Below are 15,575 nucleotides of genomic sequence, written 5' to 3' on the forward strand. Positions count from 1 at the left end.
TGGAAGTGAAAAATAACAAATGCCAGAAAAATATTGGCCGGAAACCATAATATTATGGGGTGCAGGAGCTACGAAATACTTGGGACTTCATACTACTAAGGGATTAATAGAAATAATATTTAAGATTATAAGAAATGATTTTTCTTTTTTAAATGGTATAGATAAAAGATTGTCTGGGGCTTTTAAAAAATTAATAACCGAGGAGCTTGTAGAAAATAAAAAACTTTCACATATATACGATTTGAAAGCGCTATCAATTATATTGAATACAAATCCTGGATTTAATATGAATGAACTTTTTACAATGATTGATCAACTCATAGAAAATAATAGAGGATTCAATGCATTTGTTAATAATAGAACAGAGTTTTTGAGGGTTGAAAGAATAAAGTCTGCAAAAAGATGTCTTATATTACTTATTGAGGAACTTGAGAGAATTAGTGTACAGAATGAACCTGGATATTTTGATAAGAATAAGATTGATCCATATTATGAATTTTCAAAAGTACTGTCCGAACTTATGATAGAAGAAGGAAAAGAATTTGACAGAAGAGGATATAAAAGGGATACAAGAAGATTTTATATGTATTCCTATGGTATAATATCTTTTAATTGGGATCCTACACTGCTTTGGAATTTATATAATGCACAAAGAGAAAAGAACAGAAAAAAAATAAAGTTACATGATAATCTAATTTTGAAGTTGTCAAGTGATTTCGGTATACAAATAGCTTCTGCGGGGAAAAATCATAATGATTCTGAAATATGCTATACTACAGATGAATCCAAGTGTAGAATAGTTAATGACTATAAATATCCTTCAAGAGTACTTCGCATAGGAAAGATATTGTTTCCACATGGAATGTTTGGCTCAAGGATTTGTCCGGAATGTGGTAAATCAATAGTAAACTTTTCGGATAATATCAATAGATTATCAACGGAAGTTTTTGGACCTTCACTTGTGGGCGACCTTCAGATAGATTGGAATTATAGGACAGAAAAAGAAAGAATATATAAAAGAGGGGCAATAGAATGTCCTTATTGTGGTCAGATAACTTATCCTTATGATATGCCAATTATAATGCAAACATTAGCTGGTGAAAATAGTGTGGCATCACTGTGTGAAATCAAGACGGAAATGGGTTTGCTTATGAAAAACGCAAAACATATAATATTTGCAGGGTACAGTCTTCCTTTAGATGATATAATGGTAAAAACATTTTTTATGTCCTCTATATCAGGGAATGACAAGAAAAAATTAAAATGTACGGTGATAAATTATGATTCGGAATATAATGGAAATAACAATTGGCTGGAAGGAGATAAATTAATAGATTATATAAATAAAAAAGGCAGTACTTCTACTGCAAGATGTATAAAGAGTATATGTGATATATTTGACATTGAAAATATAAGGGTATCTTTAAAAGGCATACCTGATGTGTTTATGGAAAATGGTAATTGTAGCAGGGATAATATAATAGATTTATTATATCCAAAAAAATATTTCAAAGAAGGATTCCCTATAAAAAGGTAATATGTTGCTAATTTCAAAACAGTATTATATTGAAAATATAATATTATATGATAAAATAAAGTTGTCAGTATTTAATAGTAAAACTGAACTAAATTTTTAAAAGGAGGATTCCGCATTTATATCCTTATGAGAATAACAGCGGAGAAAAAACATGGAAAGACAAATAAAAACTTGGTCAAAGATCAGTGTGAGGCAGTTGGCTATAATAGGAATGTTATCGGCAATTTCAATTGTACTTGGTGTAACCAGACTTGGATTTATACCTATTCCACCTGTAAATGCTACTATAATGCATATACCTGTTATAATAGGAGCAATTTTAGAGGGACCGTTGGTTGGAGGATTTGTAGGACTTATATTTGGTATTTTCAGCATTATACAGTCTATTACAACTCCAACAGTAGTTTCATTTGCATTTATTAATCCTGTGGTATCAGTATTACCAAGAATATTAATAGGAATAATATCTTATTATGTATACTCTGCTATAAAGGTCAATAATAAATTTGTTCCAACAGCAATTGCAGCTTTAACAGGATCTCTTGTTAACACTGTTGGAGTTTTGGGGACTATTTCTATCATATATTTGGTTCCTTATGCCAAGGCACTGAATTTAAGTATATCGGCTGCGAAAAAAGGGATACTTACAGTGGGATTAATAAATGGAATTCCAGAAGCTGCTTTATCTGTTGTTATTACAGTAGCTGTTGTAGGTGCTGTTAATAAAATGAGACATAAATAATGTAAATTTGAGCCCTGAGTATATGCTTGGGGCTTTTGAATTCGAATTAGTCAAGAGGTGTGTAGTAATGAAAGAAATTTCTTTTAATAGTATAGATGAAATTAAGATAGGAAATGCCCAAAATTTGAGGGGCCAAACTGGTTGTACTGTCATAATTTGCGAAAATGGTGCGACGGCAGGTGTAGATGTGAGAGGGGGATCGCCTGGCACACGTGAGACTGATCTCTTAAATCCTGTCAATTTTGTTGATAAAATTCATGCAGTAATTCTTTCAGGGGGAAGTGCTTTTGGACTTGATGCAGCAAGTGGTGTAATGCAGTATCTTGAAGAGAAAAATGTAGGATTTGATGTGAAAGTTACAAAGGTACCTATAGTGTGTGGTGCAGTATTATTTGATTTAAATATAGGAGATTATAAGATAAGGCCCGATAAAAATATGGGATATGAAGCTTGTAAAAATTCTGAATTAAAGATGTGTCAAAGTGGAAATATAGGAGCTGGAACTGGTGCCACTGTAGGCAAAATATTGGGGACAGAATATTCCATGAAAGGAGGATTGGGAGTATTTGCTGTTCAAGTAGGAAATTTAAAAATTGGTGCAGCCATTGCGGTTAATTGTCTTGGTGATATAGTAGATCCACATACGGGAAGTATAATAGCAGGAGCATTGAAAAAAGATGGTAAATCTTTTGCAAATAGTGAGAAAATTATGCTTGAAAGATATTCTGAAAAGAAAAATTTATTCAGTGGGAATACAACTATAGGTGTTGTTGTCACCAATGGGAAATTTACAAAATCAGAAATGAATAAAATTGCATCCATGGCTCATGATGGATATGCTAGAACTATGAGGCCTGCTCATTCTATGTTTGATGGAGATACTATTTTTACAATGTCTACGGGAAATGTAGAGGCAGATATAAATGTAGTTGGTTTTCTTGCAGCGGAAGTTGTTGAAAATGCTGTGCTGAAAGCTATAAAGAGTACAGATTCGGTGATGGGATATAAATCCTACAAGGAATTTGAATAAAATTCTATGAAGAGGAAAGATTTAGAGGAATAAATTATATAGATGATAGTTGGTGTAAAATATGAAATTAGGATTTTCAAAAGTTGTAGGTTTGTCTGAGCTTAAATCTCTTATCAAAAGTTTTTATAAGTTAACAGGAATAATGTGTTTGATAAAATATAATGGAAGAAATTTTAGCGTATTTTCGAAGAAAAATTCACTTATCAATTTCAGATTTAATGATTATGATAAAAATATAATTGATCAAATTAAGAGAAACAATAAGTATGGAATATTTAAGAGTAAAAGTGGTCTTATGTATATAGGTATACCAGTATACATTAAAGGTGGATTCAAATGTTTTGTATTTACTACACCGGTGTTTTATAAAAGGCCTGATATGAAATATCTTAATTATGAAATAGTTGTTTCTAAATTAGAAAAGAAGGAGGCCCTGAGCTGCATACAATGCATACCTATTTTTTCAGGTGAGAAGATTGATGAAATTGTGAAGTTCCTTTGTAATGTAGTAAATATTGTACAGGGAGTATACTATTCAAATACAAATGACTATGGCAATAATCTTCAGTTGACTAAATTTTATGATGTACCGCATGAAAATAAAGAAAAATTACTGGAACAATATAATAGTGTGATGAAAAAAGCATATTATGATGAACTTACTAATTTGCCGAATTGGAATTACTTAAAAGAGAGGATTGAAAAGTATATAGCTTTAAATCCTGACAATAAATTTGCGTTATTCTATATAGATTTAAATAATTTTAAGAATATAAATGATATATTTGGATACAAATATGGTGATAGATTATTAAGAAAAACAGGCGATATTATAAAAAAAATATATAATCAAGATGCAGTAGTTGCCAGGAGATGCGGCAATGAGTTCCTAGTTTTTAGACCAGAAGTCAATTTAGAGAATCTTGACAGGGAAGTTCAGGAATTACTGGATACCTTGAGTGGTGTTTGGAATCTGGATGGAACTGAAGTACTGACATCGGTTAGTATCGGAATAAGTATATATCCATATGACAGCAATTGTGTAATTGGATTAATAAGGAGTGCAGATATAGCACTGAACAAGGCTAAGTCGAGTGGAAAAAATTCTTATAAAATATTTAAAAAATCTATGTATGATGAAATTTTAAAGAAAAGCGAATTAGAAAAAGAAATTAGAAAGGCAATAAAAACTAGTGAGTTTATATTATATTATCAACCACAGGTGGATATAAAAAATAATAGAGTTGCTAGTTTTGAAGCATTGATTAGATGGAACAGTCCTAAATTAGGATGGATAAGACCTGATGAATTTATAGGATTGGCAGAAGAAACTGGACTTATAGTACCTATAGGAGAGTGGGTTTTTAGAGAAGCCTGTATTCAGGCTGTACTGTGGAAAGAAAAAGGATATGATTTTGATTTTATATCCATAAATGTTTCAGCGGTTCAGCTTAAAAATGGTGATTTCATTGATATGGTAAAGAAAACCTTGAAAGAAACTGGAGCAGATCCTAAATCAATTGAAGTTGAAATAACGGAGAGTGTGGCAATGGAGTCCATGGAAAAAAATATTAAAGTAATTAACAGGCTAAAAAGCATGAATATTAGAGTTGCACTGGATGATTTCGGAAGTGGGTATTCTTCTTTAAATTATTTAAAAAGCATACCTATAAATACTATTAAAATTGATAAAACTTTTATAGATGGAATATGTAAATGTTCATATGAAAATATAATAACAGAACAGATAATAAACCTTGCCCATAAAATGAAATTGGATGTTGTGGCCGAAGGAGTAGAGTTTAAAGAACAGTTTACATACCTGAAAATGAAAAAATGCAATAAAATTCAAGGCTATTATTTTGGGAAACCAATGCCCGAAGAAGATATAGATCATATGTTGAAGGAAAAAAGTCATCTAAGATGACGTATAAAAGCCTAGGTTTTATAAATATATATGGTTTTGAAACTTAGGCGAATAGTTTTTATTTTAAAGAATTTAATTGGAACCTCCTACTCCAAAATCTGAATTACTCCAAAGTACCTCTATATTTTTTTCGCCTTCAAGAAATGAAAATTCTTTGTGGAACCAACTTATAAGTTCAGTATCTCTTTTTATATTTGTAGAATTTTCAACAAATATATTTACACATCCATATTCAAAAAAATTTAATAGGTATTCTATATCTTTTTTTATCATGGATTTGGTTTGACCTTTTATTCCTATTAGAAGACATACTGATTTAAAATAATTAGAAACTTCATCGGGGCCAGAAAATATAACTCCTTTGTTCAAAACTTTATTTCTAAAGTAATCGTCAAATGTTTCAATTCCACATTTAAATATAATTGGAATATTAAAGAAGTCTTCCATCTCATGGAGCTTATACCTATAAAGCCAGTGGCTTTCAAAGAATAGTTTCTTTATTTTTTTAGAAACTACTACTGATTTTATATCATTTAAGGTGTCTTTTGGCAATTCAAAACAGCTTCCGGAATTTATTACTTCAAGGATGCCATATTTTCCGGTAACCATTTTTAAGACGTTTCTATTTATCAATATATCATTTGCAAGATCTGGACTATTGTCGTCTATGTAATCACAAAAAGAACATCGGCCCCATATGCAGGGAGATGATTTCAAAAGTACAATTTCTCTTTTATTCTTTTTTGTTATAATGTTGTAGCGAATCATTTGAATTCCTCCTTATAATACTAGGAATATTTAAATAACAGCATATCTGGAAAAAAATCTACCAAAAATTTTAAGGCTTTATTAAGAAAGAATTATTAGAGTTAATAATATAAATAATGTTAGGGTGATAAAAATGTTTGTAGATATATTTCTTAAAAGAATGCAATTTATAAAGTATGTTATTTCCGGAATTATAAATACAATTGTAACATTATTAGTATACAACATACTTATTAATTTTGGAACTTATTATATAGTTGCAAATATTGTTGGATATTTTCTAGGAGTTATAAATGGATTTGTATTAAATAGAAGGTGGGTATTTAAATCTAATGGGAAAATAGGTACTTTGTTTATAAAATTTATAAGTGTAAATATTTTATCGCTTATATTTAGTAGTATATTGTTATTTATTTTAGTCAGTAACCTCTATTTAAATAAAACAGTGGCTCAGCTTATATCTACTATTATTACAGGGCTGCTTAATTATATATTAAATAGATTTTGGACATTTTCTTGAGACCTTACGGTAAATTAGTGTATAATTTAGATAAAAATTAAGGAGGAAAATGTATGAAGGTCATAGCTTTTAATGGAAGTCCAAATAAAGAAGGAAATACTTATGAAGCAATAAAGATAGTAGCTGAGGAACTCAAAAAGGAGGAAATAGAAACAGAAATTATTCATGTAGGCAACAAAGAAATAAGGGGATGTATTGCCTGTAACAAGTGTGTGGAAAACAGAAATGAAAAATGTATAATACATGATAGTATAGTAAATGAATGTATTCAAAAAGTAAAAAATGTAGATGGAATAATATTAGGCTCTCCAGTATATTATTCTGCAATCGCAGGTTCTATGAAATCATTTTTAGATAGATTTTTTTATGTAGCAGATGCAAATGGTGGATTACTGAGACACAAAGTTGGGGCTTCTGTTGTTGCTGTAAGGCGTGCAGGAGGTATTCCAGCATTCAATCAGTTGAACAATTATATTAATTATGCTGAAATGCTTATGCCATCATCAAATTACTGGAATGTTATTAGTGGAACTGCACCAGGAGAAGCATTGAAAGATAAAGAGGGAAGACAGATTATGAGAGTTCTTGGCAAGAACATGGCATGGCTTATGAAATTGGTTGAAAATGGAAAAGGAAAAATCGAAGAACCAAAAAGGGAAGATAAGATATTCATGAATTTTATTCGTTAATATTTATTACCATGTGGAATTTGGTGAACAGTTTGATTAAGCTGTTCACTACCAAGAAAAGTATTGACTTTATCAATTCTCTGGAGTAAAATCTATAAATGTGTAACATATGAAAAAATTTTTTTGGGATGTAGCCAAGTGGTAAGGCAATGGACTTTGACTCCATCATTCGTAGGTTCAAATCCTGTCATCCCAGCCAGTTGGTTCACTAGCTCAGTTGGTAGAGCACATGACTTTTAATCATGTTGTCCGGGGTTCGATTCCCCGGTGAGCCACCAAGTATTTGTTGCTTTATTATGATATGCAGGTGTGGCGGAATTGGCAGACGCACTAGACTTAGGATCTAGCGCCTATGGCGTGGGGGTTCGACTCCCTTCACCTGCACCATTAGTTATATTCGACATTTATTTTTTATTCGTTTAGGATTAGATCTAAGTCTAATTCTTTATTTATTATAAAAGACATTATTGAATTCTTGATGTGAAAATCATAATGAAAGGGAAAGGTGAATTTATGGATTTAGATAAAATGTTTTTTTCAAAATTTCTGAAAGGCTTGTTTTCAGATCCAATCAAGGTGAAATATTGGGATGGAACTGAAGACAATTTTGGTGAAGGACAGGAAAAATTTGAAATAATATTTAATGAAAAGATTCCTAAAAAGGATATCTTAAGTGATCCTTTTATGACTTTTGGGGAAGCATATATGGACAAGAAAATTGATTTTAAGGGTAGTATTAGAGAAATACTTGAATCAATCTATAAAAGTAAAGACAGCTTTCTAAATAATGCAGGAGCATTTTCAAAATTATATAAGGTAATTCCAAATACTCTTAAGAGGAGTAAAGAAGATGTACAATACCATTATGATGTAGGAAATGATTTTTATAGCCTATGGCTTGATAAAACAATGACGTATTCTTGTGCTTATTTTAAAGATAAAAATGATTCTTTATATCAGGCACAACTTAACAAAGTTCAGCATATACTGAAAAAATTGAATTTGGAAAAAGGTCAAAGACTTTTAGATATAGGATGTGGATGGGGAGAGCTCATATTGGCTGCTGCAAAACAATATGGTGTTAAAGCTCTCGGGATAACTTTAAGTGAAGGACAGTATGTAAAAGTAAAGGAAAGGATAAAAGAAAACAATCTTGAAGGAATAGTAGATGTTAAGCTTGCTGATTATAGAGAACTTGTAGGAAAAACAGATAAATTTGACAGGATAGTCAGCGTAGGTATGATTGAGCATGTTGGCAGAAAAATTTTGCCTTCCTATATGGAGGCAGTGAAGTCTATGCTCGTAGAAGGTGGAGTTTCGCTTTTGCATTGTATCACGGCTCAGACGGAGTCGGAAGCAAATCAGTGGATAAAAAAATATATTTTCCCTGGCGGATACATACCGTCTATAAGAGAACTTGTAAGTTTAATGGGAGATAATAATTTGCATCTTATAGACGTTGAAAGTTTGAGACTTCATTATTATATGACACTCAAATGTTGGTCAGAGAATTTTGAAAACAATCTGGATGAAATTAGAAAAATTAAAGATGATAGATTTATAAGAATGTGGGATTTGTATTTAAATGCCTGCGCAGCTTCTTTTCACTATGGAGTAGTGGATATACACCAGTTTGTATTTACTAAAGGATTGAATAATGAGATTCCTATTACAAGAAATTATTTATATGAAGATTAAATTATTTTAAATCGGGGTGTTTTTAACCCTGATTTTTTGCACTTAGTATTTATGATAAGTTTTGGGAGTGAGAATATGGTGTATGTAAAAGCAGTTATTTTTGATATGGATGGGGTTATAATTGACAGTGAACCAGCTCATTTAAGAATAAATAATAAAATGTTTGAAAAACTTAAAATCGATGTAAGTGATGAAGAAAAATTAAAATTTGTGGGAGCAACTACGAGTAGTGTATGGGAAATCATTAAAGGTAAATATAATTTGTCCTATTCTATAGGTGAACTTGTGAAAATGGATAGAGACTTGTATATGAAAGATTTAAAAAGTACTTCAAATATAAAACCTATAACTGGAGTAGATGTGTTGATAAAGAAGTTCTATAAAAATAAATTGAAACTTGCTATAGCCTCATCTTCCCCTATGGATGTTATAAAAATTATAATTAGCAATTTTAAATTGAATAGATATTTTGACTATCTTATTACTGGAGATGAGGTAAAACGTAGTAAACCCGCACCGGATATATTTTTAAAAGCTGCTGAATTGCTTGGTGTCTTGCCGAAGGAATGTGTTGTTATTGAGGATTCTAAAAATGGGATTCAAGCTGCTAAAAGTGCAGGAATGTATTGTATTGGATTCTTAAATTTGAATTCAGGACAGCAGGATTTGTCAAAAGCCGATTTAGTAGTTGATTCGTTGGAGAGTATTGATTTTAATAATTTAAATTCATAATTTGTGGGGAGGTGTTTTTTTATGAGTAAAAAGAGAAAAAGACTGATTATCTTCATAGTTATTTTTGTTGTGACATTAATTTGTATAATATATTATTATACTTCAAGGAAAAACAATAACAGTATTAAACAGAATAATGACAAAAAGAGCACACAGATTTCGAAAGAAAGATCTCTTCACAAAATTCAAAAGGTAAAGCCTTCTAGTGAAAGTAAGAGCAGCGATAATAACTCGAATAACCACAATAACCAGAATATAGCTGTTACTGAAAGTAGTGCAGTGAAATTAGTAAAATACCGTGTAAAAGGAAATAATCCTAATGCCAGTTTTACATTTGACCATAATGAAATAAAGGATAATGCGGAATATTATGTTATACATGCCTTTGACAGTATGGAGGATCATGGTGCCACAATTGGATGGTACTATGTGAATAAATCAAATGGCAAAGTTTATGAGTATGATCTGGTCAATAACAAGCTTAGTTTGATGCCCTGAAATGATACTCAGGAGTATCTTCTGTAATAGTCATGAATTTATATCCTAATGATTTATAATGCTCAATTATTTTTGGAAGTACTTTGCATGTATTCTGATTGTTTCCACTGCAGTGAGCCAGTAGAAATACTTTGTTTGGATTTATGCATTTTGAAGTACCTTCAATGTATAGTTTATTTACCGGCGTATTGTGGTCCAACCCATCTGATAGGCATATATTCCAGTCAAATATTTTATATCCTAGGGAATGTAGTTTATCTAGAAGGTTTTTGTCCATATGATCTTTGCTGCCAGATGGAAATCGTATTATTTTGGGTGAAAACCCCAGGATCTTTTCTATGGACTTTGCGCTTTGATTCATCTCATTTATAAATGAATCAGAGTTTTTGTATATTTTTTTATAATTGTGGGTAAAAGTATGTAGTCCAATACTATGTCCTTCATCCCTCATTCTTCTTAGTATAGTTTCTCTTCCGTTAACTTTATAACCTATTACAAAAAAAGTGGCTTTTACATTTTCAGATTTCAAAATATCCAATACTTCATTTGTAATTTTATCACTTGGACCGTCGTCAAAGGTCAGGTAGATTAAATTTGGGCATGTATTACCTCTATCCTTTGAAATAACTTTCTGTGGAATTGATAATATGGTTAATATAATTGTGGCAATTATAGTGTAGGATACAATGTTTTTGAATTTCATGTTTAAAAATCTCCTTCAGTGAATTTTATGATATAATTTAGTATTGCACATATTACTTATTTTATTAAATAGATTTTGTTATACTGTTTCAGTTGTGATATTATATTTTAGTATAAAGTTATAATTAGGTTGAATTACATGAGGAGTGAATAATTTTGGAAGTTTACTTTGACAATAGTGCTACTACCAGGCCGTATAATGAAGTTATAGAGAAAATGTCATACACCATGAAGAATTATTATGGAAATCCATCTTCAGCATATTCACTTGGAATAAAGGCCGAAAAAAAAATAAATGAATGTAGGGACATAATATCAGATACGTTAAATTGTAGTAGAGATGAGATAATATTTACCTCTGGTGGAAGTGAGAGCAATAATTTTTTGATAAGAGGTTTTGTAAGCAAAGGAAATCATATTATAACAACTGCAATAGAACATCCTAGTGTTTTGAATACATGCAGATATCTTGAAAAATTGGGAGTTAGAGTAACATATTTGGATGTAGATAAATACGGAAGGGTAGATATAAATGAGTTGCTGGAAAATATAAATAAGGATACGGTAATTGTAAGCATAATGCATACCAACAATGAAACTGGAGTTTTACAGGATATAGATACAATAGGAAATGCTATAAAAAACAAGAGTAGTAGAGTAAAGTTCCATGTAGATGCAGTTCAGGCATATGGAAAATATAAAATAGATGTAAGAAAATTGAATATTGATATACTGTCTGTAAGCGGGCATAAAATACATGGTCCCAGAGGAATTGGAATTGCATATATAAAAAGTGGACTCAGACCAAACCCACTCATATATGGAGGAGGACAAGAGAAGAACTTTAGATCTGGAACGGAGAATATGGCAGCAATTGCTGGCTTGGCAGAGGCATCACGAATAATATATGAGAGATATGAAAATAATTTTAACAGGATAACTGAATTAAAAAACTATTTTATAGCTAAATTAGAAAAATTATCTAATATAAAAATAAACAGTAAGGGTGAGTTTTATTCACCATATGTGCTAAATGTGTCCTTTATAGGTATTAAAGGAGAAGTACTTTTACATATGCTTGAAGATAATAACATATTTGTTTCTACAGGTTCCGCGTGCTCAGCTAAAAAAAGCGGGAACAGCCATGTACTTAAGGCACTAGGATTGAAAGATGAAGAAATAAGAGGGGCGATTAGGTTCAGCTTTAGTGAATTTAATACAAAAGAGGAAGTTGACTACACGATAGATGTGTTGGACAAATCTTTGAAATTTTTAAGGAGAATTAAAATATGAGAAAACTATTGTTGGTCAAATATGCACCAGAGATTTTTTTGAAGGGATTGAATAAGGGCAAGTTTGAAAAGAAACTCATAAATAATATAAAGAATGTTATGGATGGTATTGAATACAGTTTTGTAAAAGATCAGGGAAGATGGTTTATAGAGTGTAAAAGTTTAGACGAAGCTATAAAAAGATTGAAAAAGGTATTTGGCATATCTGAAATATGCATAGCCTATGAAATTGACCCTGATATGAAAAGCATAGAAAAACAGGCACTTTCAAGTGCACTTAAATGCAATGGAAGTACGTTTAAAGTTGTTACGAAAAGGGCTGACAAAAAATTTCCAATTAATTCCATGGAGGTTAGCAGAGAGGTAGGGGCATATATATTAAAAAATTCAGAAAGATTTTCAGTTGATGTTAAAAATCCTGACTTTTTTATAAATGTAGAGATAAGAGACAGTGCCTATGTGTATTCAGAGAGGATAAAAGCAGAAGGTGGTATGCCATATGGTACAAACGGAAGTACGATGCTCATGCTCTCAGGAGGTATTGATTCTCCAGTTGCAGGTTATATGATGGCAAGAAGGGGAGTGAAATTGAATTGTGTATATTTTCACAGTCATCCGTATACAAGTGAAAGAGCCAAGGAAAAGGTAAAGGATCTGGCATATATATTGAAGAAATATACAGGAAGTATAAATCTGTATATTGTTCCATTTACAGATATACAGATGGAGATTATTGAAAAATGTAGGGAGGATGAACTTACAATCATAATGAGGAGATTTATGATGAGAATTGCCTGTAATCTTGCCGAAAAACATGGCGTGGATTCTGTAACTACGGGAGAGAGTATAGGTCAGGTGGCAAGTCAGACCATGGATGGATTGATAGTTAGCAATGATGTAGCAGACAGACCAGTTTTTAGGCCGCTTATAGCAATGGATAAGATTGATATAATGGATATTGCGAGAAAAATAGGAACATATGATACTTCAATATTACCATATGAAGATTGTTGTACTATATTTGTCCCCAAACACCCAAAGACAAAACCGCGAGTTGATGAAATAAGAAAGGCAGAGCGTGTGCTTGAGGTTGAGGAACTTGTGAGAAAGGCCGTTGACGGAGTGGAGATTTTCAAATGATCCTATATTGAAAAAAGAGGGAATAGAATTTTATCTATTCCCTTTTGTTATTACTAACAAAACAATATATAGGGGGGTAGTGTGAATAGATTAGGATATATTGTATATCCTAATTACATTAATTACAAGTAGTATTATTAGTCAATAATTAATATTACTTGATATAGGATATTATAATATATATATATTAATAAATCAATACTTTTTGTAGAATTATAAAAAATGAGTTGACGCTCATTTTTTTATAATTCTATCGAATTTATTGTTTCCAACAGTATATTTAGACCATATTCGAGTTCATCCTTTGATATTACAAGTGGAGGAAGCAGTCTTATTACATCTGGTCCAGCTGTTAATACGAGAAGGCCTTTTTCAAGAGCTTTTTTCTGAATTTCGGAAGCTTTATCAGAGTTTATCTGTATTCCTATCATAAGACCTATTCCCCTGACTTCTGAAATATTTTTGGAATTGGATTTTTTAAAAAACTCTTTTATAAAAAGACCTTTTTTGTATACTCCATCTAGAAATCCCGGGCTTGTAAGTTTGTCAACTACACAGTTTGCGCCGGCAGTACTTACTAGATTGCCACCAAAAGTTGAGCCATGATCTCCAGGTACGAAAGTATTTTCCAATTTTTTATTGCACAGTACTGCACCAATTGGAAGACCACCCGCAAGACCCTTGGCTGTGGAAACTATATCCGGTTCTACATTATAATTTTTGTAGCCGAATATTTTACCTGTTCTGCCCATGCCACACTGTACTTCATCAAATATAACTAGTATATCCTTTTCTCTGCTTATTTCATATACCTTGTTTATAAAATCTGTAGAAAGGGGATTTACTCCACCTTCACCCTGTATAGCTTCCATCATTATGGCGCATACAGAGGTGTCAAGAACTTCTTTTAAAGACTTTATATTCGTATCTGCATATTTAAAACCATCGGGAAATGGGCCAAAATATTTATGGAACTTTTTCTGACCGGTGGCTTTTAATGTAGTTAAGGTTCTCCCATGAAAACTTTTGTTGAGAGTTATTATAGTCGAACGTCCATCGCCGTATTTTAAATAACTATATTTTCTGGCAAGCTTTATGGCACATTCATTGGCTTCAGCCCCTGAATTACAGAAAAATACCTTGTTCATTCCACAGGCTTCAGTAAGTTTTTTGGCCAATGTCAAAGATGGTATGTTCAAAAATATGTTTGAAGTGTGGGCTAGAGTTTTAACCTGATCTGTTACAGTTTTAATCCAGTCTTCATTTCCGTAACCAAGTGATGAAACTCCAATTCCAGATGTAAAGTCCAAGTATTCTTTATTTTCAGTATCATAGAGTTTACAGCCCTTTCCATGTGTAAATACTATAGGAAGCTGACCGTAAGTATCCATAAGATATTTCTTTGAATAAGATAAATAATCCATATAAATTTCCTCCTAATAAATCATGGTACCTATACCTTTTTTTGAGAAGAGTTCGAGGAGAAGGCAATGGGGTATTCTTCCATCGATAATATGTGCTCTCCTTACACCGGATTTGATTGCCTCTATACAGCAATTTAGTTTAGGTATCATTCCGCCTTTTATAATATTATTTTTATAGAGTGTTTTTGCTTCATCAAGATTTAATTTTGAAATTAAGCTTGACTCATCATCTACATTTTCCATAACACCAGGTACGTCGGTGAGAAGTATTAATTTTTCTGCTTTCAGGGCAGATGCAATTTTGAAAGCACAGGTGTCTGCATTTATATTGTATGTTTTAGAGTTGTCACCAAGAGCTACGCTGCTTATTACAGGTATATAGCCATTGCTTATTAAATCTTGAATTATTTCCGTATTTATGCTTGTAATCTCGCCAACATAACCAAGATCTTCTTTATCTAAAAGCTTTTTGGCTTTTATCATGGAACCATCTATACCACATAGACCTATGGCTTTCCCATTATTGGTCTCAATAAGACTGACAAGATCCTTGTTAACTTTCCCGCATAGTACCATTTGAACTATATTCATTGTTTCCTCATCTGTATATCTCAATCCATTTATGAATCTGCTTTGCTTGTTCAATTTTTTCAAATAAGATGAAATAAGTGGACCTCCGCCATGTACAACTACAATATTTATTCCAACACATTTCATTAGTATAATGTCATTTATAACGTATTTTTTCAGGTCCTCATTTATCATGGCGTTTCCACCGTATTTTACCACTAGTGTTTTGCCCCTGTATTTTTGTATATATGGCAGTGATTCAGCAAGGACTCCCGCTATTTCATTGTGATCCAAAATCGTGTTCCT

At 31.6% G+C, this 15,575-nt stretch carries 15 protein-coding genes and 3 tRNA genes; 14 read left to right on the forward strand and 4 right to left on the reverse strand.

Annotated features, from left to right (window positions below; all coding sequences use genetic code 11):
- The first annotated feature begins 19 nt into the window (after nt 1-19).
- The 4 genes from ACSVC9_RS03345 (at nt 20) to ACSVC9_RS03360 (ending at nt 5,236) form a co-directional block, all read left to right on the forward strand.
- Nucleotides 20-1,537: a hypothetical protein gene (locus ACSVC9_RS03345; protein WP_446898945.1), complete on the forward strand. Its 1,518-nt coding sequence runs from the start codon at nt 20-22 to the stop codon at nt 1,535-1,537.
- A 151-nt stretch (nt 1,538-1,688) separates the two neighbouring features.
- Nucleotides 1,689-2,279, forward strand: coding sequence for an ECF transporter S component (locus ACSVC9_RS03350; RefSeq protein WP_446898946.1), 591 nt, complete (start codon nt 1,689-1,691; stop codon nt 2,277-2,279).
- Between the two features lie 67 nt (nt 2,280-2,346).
- Nucleotides 2,347-3,309, forward strand: coding sequence for a P1 family peptidase (locus ACSVC9_RS03355; RefSeq protein WP_446898947.1), 963 nt, complete (start codon nt 2,347-2,349; stop codon nt 3,307-3,309).
- A 61-nt stretch (nt 3,310-3,370) separates the two neighbouring features.
- Nucleotides 3,371-5,236: an EAL domain-containing protein gene (locus ACSVC9_RS03360; RefSeq protein WP_446898948.1), complete on the forward strand. Its 1,866-nt coding sequence runs from the start codon at nt 3,371-3,373 to the stop codon at nt 5,234-5,236.
- Between the two features lie 72 nt (nt 5,237-5,308).
- Here ACSVC9_RS03360 and ACSVC9_RS03365 read toward each other — a convergent pair whose 3' ends face one another.
- A complete protein-coding gene (locus tag ACSVC9_RS03365; protein ID WP_446898949.1) occupies nt 5,309-6,004 on the reverse strand; it encodes a radical SAM protein in 696 nt (231 codons plus the stop codon).
- Between the two features lie 133 nt (nt 6,005-6,137).
- On the opposite strand from ACSVC9_RS03365, the gene ACSVC9_RS03370 reads away from it, so the two are divergent.
- The 8 genes from ACSVC9_RS03370 to ACSVC9_RS03405 all read left to right on the forward strand — a co-directional run bounded on the left by ACSVC9_RS03370 (nt 6,138) and on the right by ACSVC9_RS03405 (nt 10,141).
- Nucleotides 6,138-6,524 carry a GtrA family protein gene (locus ACSVC9_RS03370; protein WP_446898950.1) on the forward strand — a complete coding sequence of 129 codons (387 nt, stop codon included), beginning with the start codon at nt 6,138-6,140 and terminating at the stop codon, nt 6,522-6,524.
- A gap of 53 nt (nt 6,525-6,577) precedes the next feature.
- The gene (locus tag ACSVC9_RS03375) at nt 6,578-7,213 is read left to right on the forward strand and encodes a flavodoxin family protein (protein WP_446898951.1); all 636 of its coding nucleotides are present in this window, start codon (nt 6,578-6,580) and stop codon (nt 7,211-7,213) included.
- A gap of 124 nt (nt 7,214-7,337) precedes the next feature.
- Nucleotides 7,338-7,412 (forward strand) — tRNA-Gln (locus ACSVC9_RS03380).
- A gap of 3 nt (nt 7,413-7,415) precedes the next feature.
- Nucleotides 7,416-7,491: transfer RNA gene (locus ACSVC9_RS03385), tRNA-Lys, on the forward strand.
- A gap of 25 nt (nt 7,492-7,516) precedes the next feature.
- A tRNA-Leu gene (locus tag ACSVC9_RS03390) sits at nt 7,517-7,600 on the forward strand.
- A gap of 126 nt (nt 7,601-7,726) precedes the next feature.
- Entirely contained in the window at nt 7,727-8,911 is a 1,185-nt protein-coding gene (locus ACSVC9_RS03395; RefSeq protein WP_446898952.1) for a class I SAM-dependent methyltransferase, read from the forward strand.
- A gap of 75 nt (nt 8,912-8,986) precedes the next feature.
- Nucleotides 8,987-9,643, forward strand: a complete 657-nt coding sequence (locus ACSVC9_RS03400) for an HAD family hydrolase (protein WP_446898953.1) — start codon at nt 8,987-8,989, stop codon at nt 9,641-9,643.
- A 21-nt stretch (nt 9,644-9,664) separates the two neighbouring features.
- The gene (locus tag ACSVC9_RS03405; RefSeq protein WP_446898954.1) at nt 9,665-10,141 is read left to right on the forward strand and encodes a hypothetical protein; all 477 of its coding nucleotides are present in this window, start codon (nt 9,665-9,667) and stop codon (nt 10,139-10,141) included.
- On the opposite strand, the gene ACSVC9_RS03410 is transcribed toward ACSVC9_RS03405, so the two are convergent.
- Entirely contained in the window at nt 10,125-10,844 is a 720-nt protein-coding gene (locus ACSVC9_RS03410; protein ID WP_446898955.1) for a polysaccharide deacetylase family protein, read from the reverse strand. The genes ACSVC9_RS03405 and ACSVC9_RS03410 overlap by 17 nt on opposite strands.
- Nucleotides 10,845-10,999: 155 nt before the next feature.
- On the opposite strand from ACSVC9_RS03410, the gene ACSVC9_RS03415 reads away from it, so the two are divergent.
- Entirely contained in the window at nt 11,000-12,136 is a 1,137-nt protein-coding gene (locus tag ACSVC9_RS03415; RefSeq protein ID WP_446898956.1) for a cysteine desulfurase family protein, read from the forward strand.
- Nucleotides 12,133-13,275, forward strand: a complete 1,143-nt coding sequence (gene thiI / locus ACSVC9_RS03420) for a tRNA uracil 4-sulfurtransferase ThiI (RefSeq protein WP_446898957.1) — start codon at nt 12,133-12,135, stop codon at nt 13,273-13,275. Before ACSVC9_RS03415 ends, thiI begins: the two co-directional genes overlap by 4 nt.
- A 242-nt stretch (nt 13,276-13,517) precedes the next feature.
- Here the strand turns inward: thiI and ACSVC9_RS03425 are convergent, their stop codons facing one another.
- Together ACSVC9_RS03425 and argB are read right to left on the reverse strand one after the other, a co-directional pair.
- Nucleotides 13,518-14,699 carry an acetylornithine/succinylornithine family transaminase gene (locus ACSVC9_RS03425; protein ID WP_446898958.1) on the reverse strand — a complete coding sequence of 394 codons (1,182 nt, stop codon included), beginning with the start codon at nt 14,697-14,699 and terminating at the stop codon, nt 13,518-13,520.
- A 12-nt stretch (nt 14,700-14,711) separates the two neighbouring features.
- Entirely contained in the window at nt 14,712-15,563 is an 852-nt protein-coding gene (gene argB / locus ACSVC9_RS03430; RefSeq protein ID WP_446898959.1) for an acetylglutamate kinase, read from the reverse strand.
- Between the last annotated feature and the right edge of the window lie 12 nt (nt 15,564-15,575).

It is taken from the genome of Clostridium sp. LBM24168 (assembly GCF_052953915.1).

Bases quoted from the DNA above. Each gene is read 5' to 3' on its own strand.
- ACSVC9_RS03400 (WP_446898953.1), top strand. From the start codon at position 8,987: ATGGTGTATGTAAAAGCAGTTATTTTTGATATGGATGGGGTTATAATT.
- ACSVC9_RS03410 (WP_446898955.1), bottom strand. From the start codon at position 10,844: ATGAAATTCAAAAACATTGTATCCTACACTATAATTGCCACAATTATA.
- ACSVC9_RS03425 (WP_446898958.1), bottom strand. From the start codon at position 14,699: ATGGATTATTTATCTTATTCAAAGAAATATCTTATGGATACTTACGGT.
- ACSVC9_RS03395 (WP_446898952.1), top strand. From the start codon at position 7,727: ATGGATTTAGATAAAATGTTTTTTTCAAAATTTCTGAAAGGCTTGTTT.
- thiI (WP_446898957.1), top strand. From the start codon at position 12,133: ATGAGAAAACTATTGTTGGTCAAATATGCACCAGAGATTTTTTTGAAG.
- ACSVC9_RS03355 (WP_446898947.1), top strand. From the start codon at position 2,347: ATGAAAGAAATTTCTTTTAATAGTATAGATGAAATTAAGATAGGAAAT.
- ACSVC9_RS03375 (WP_446898951.1), top strand. From the start codon at position 6,578: ATGAAGGTCATAGCTTTTAATGGAAGTCCAAATAAAGAAGGAAATACT.
- ACSVC9_RS03350 (WP_446898946.1), top strand. From the start codon at position 1,689: ATGGAAAGACAAATAAAAACTTGGTCAAAGATCAGTGTGAGGCAGTTG.
- ACSVC9_RS03365 (WP_446898949.1), bottom strand. From the start codon at position 6,004: ATGATTCGCTACAACATTATAACAAAAAAGAATAAAAGAGAAATTGTA.
- ACSVC9_RS03360 (WP_446898948.1), top strand. From the start codon at position 3,371: ATGAAATTAGGATTTTCAAAAGTTGTAGGTTTGTCTGAGCTTAAATCT.
- ACSVC9_RS03370 (WP_446898950.1), top strand. From the start codon at position 6,138: ATGTTTGTAGATATATTTCTTAAAAGAATGCAATTTATAAAGTATGTT.
- ACSVC9_RS03405 (WP_446898954.1), top strand. From the start codon at position 9,665: ATGAGTAAAAAGAGAAAAAGACTGATTATCTTCATAGTTATTTTTGTT.
- ACSVC9_RS03345 (WP_446898945.1), top strand. From the start codon at position 20: ATGCCAGAAAAATATTGGCCGGAAACCATAATATTATGGGGTGCAGGA.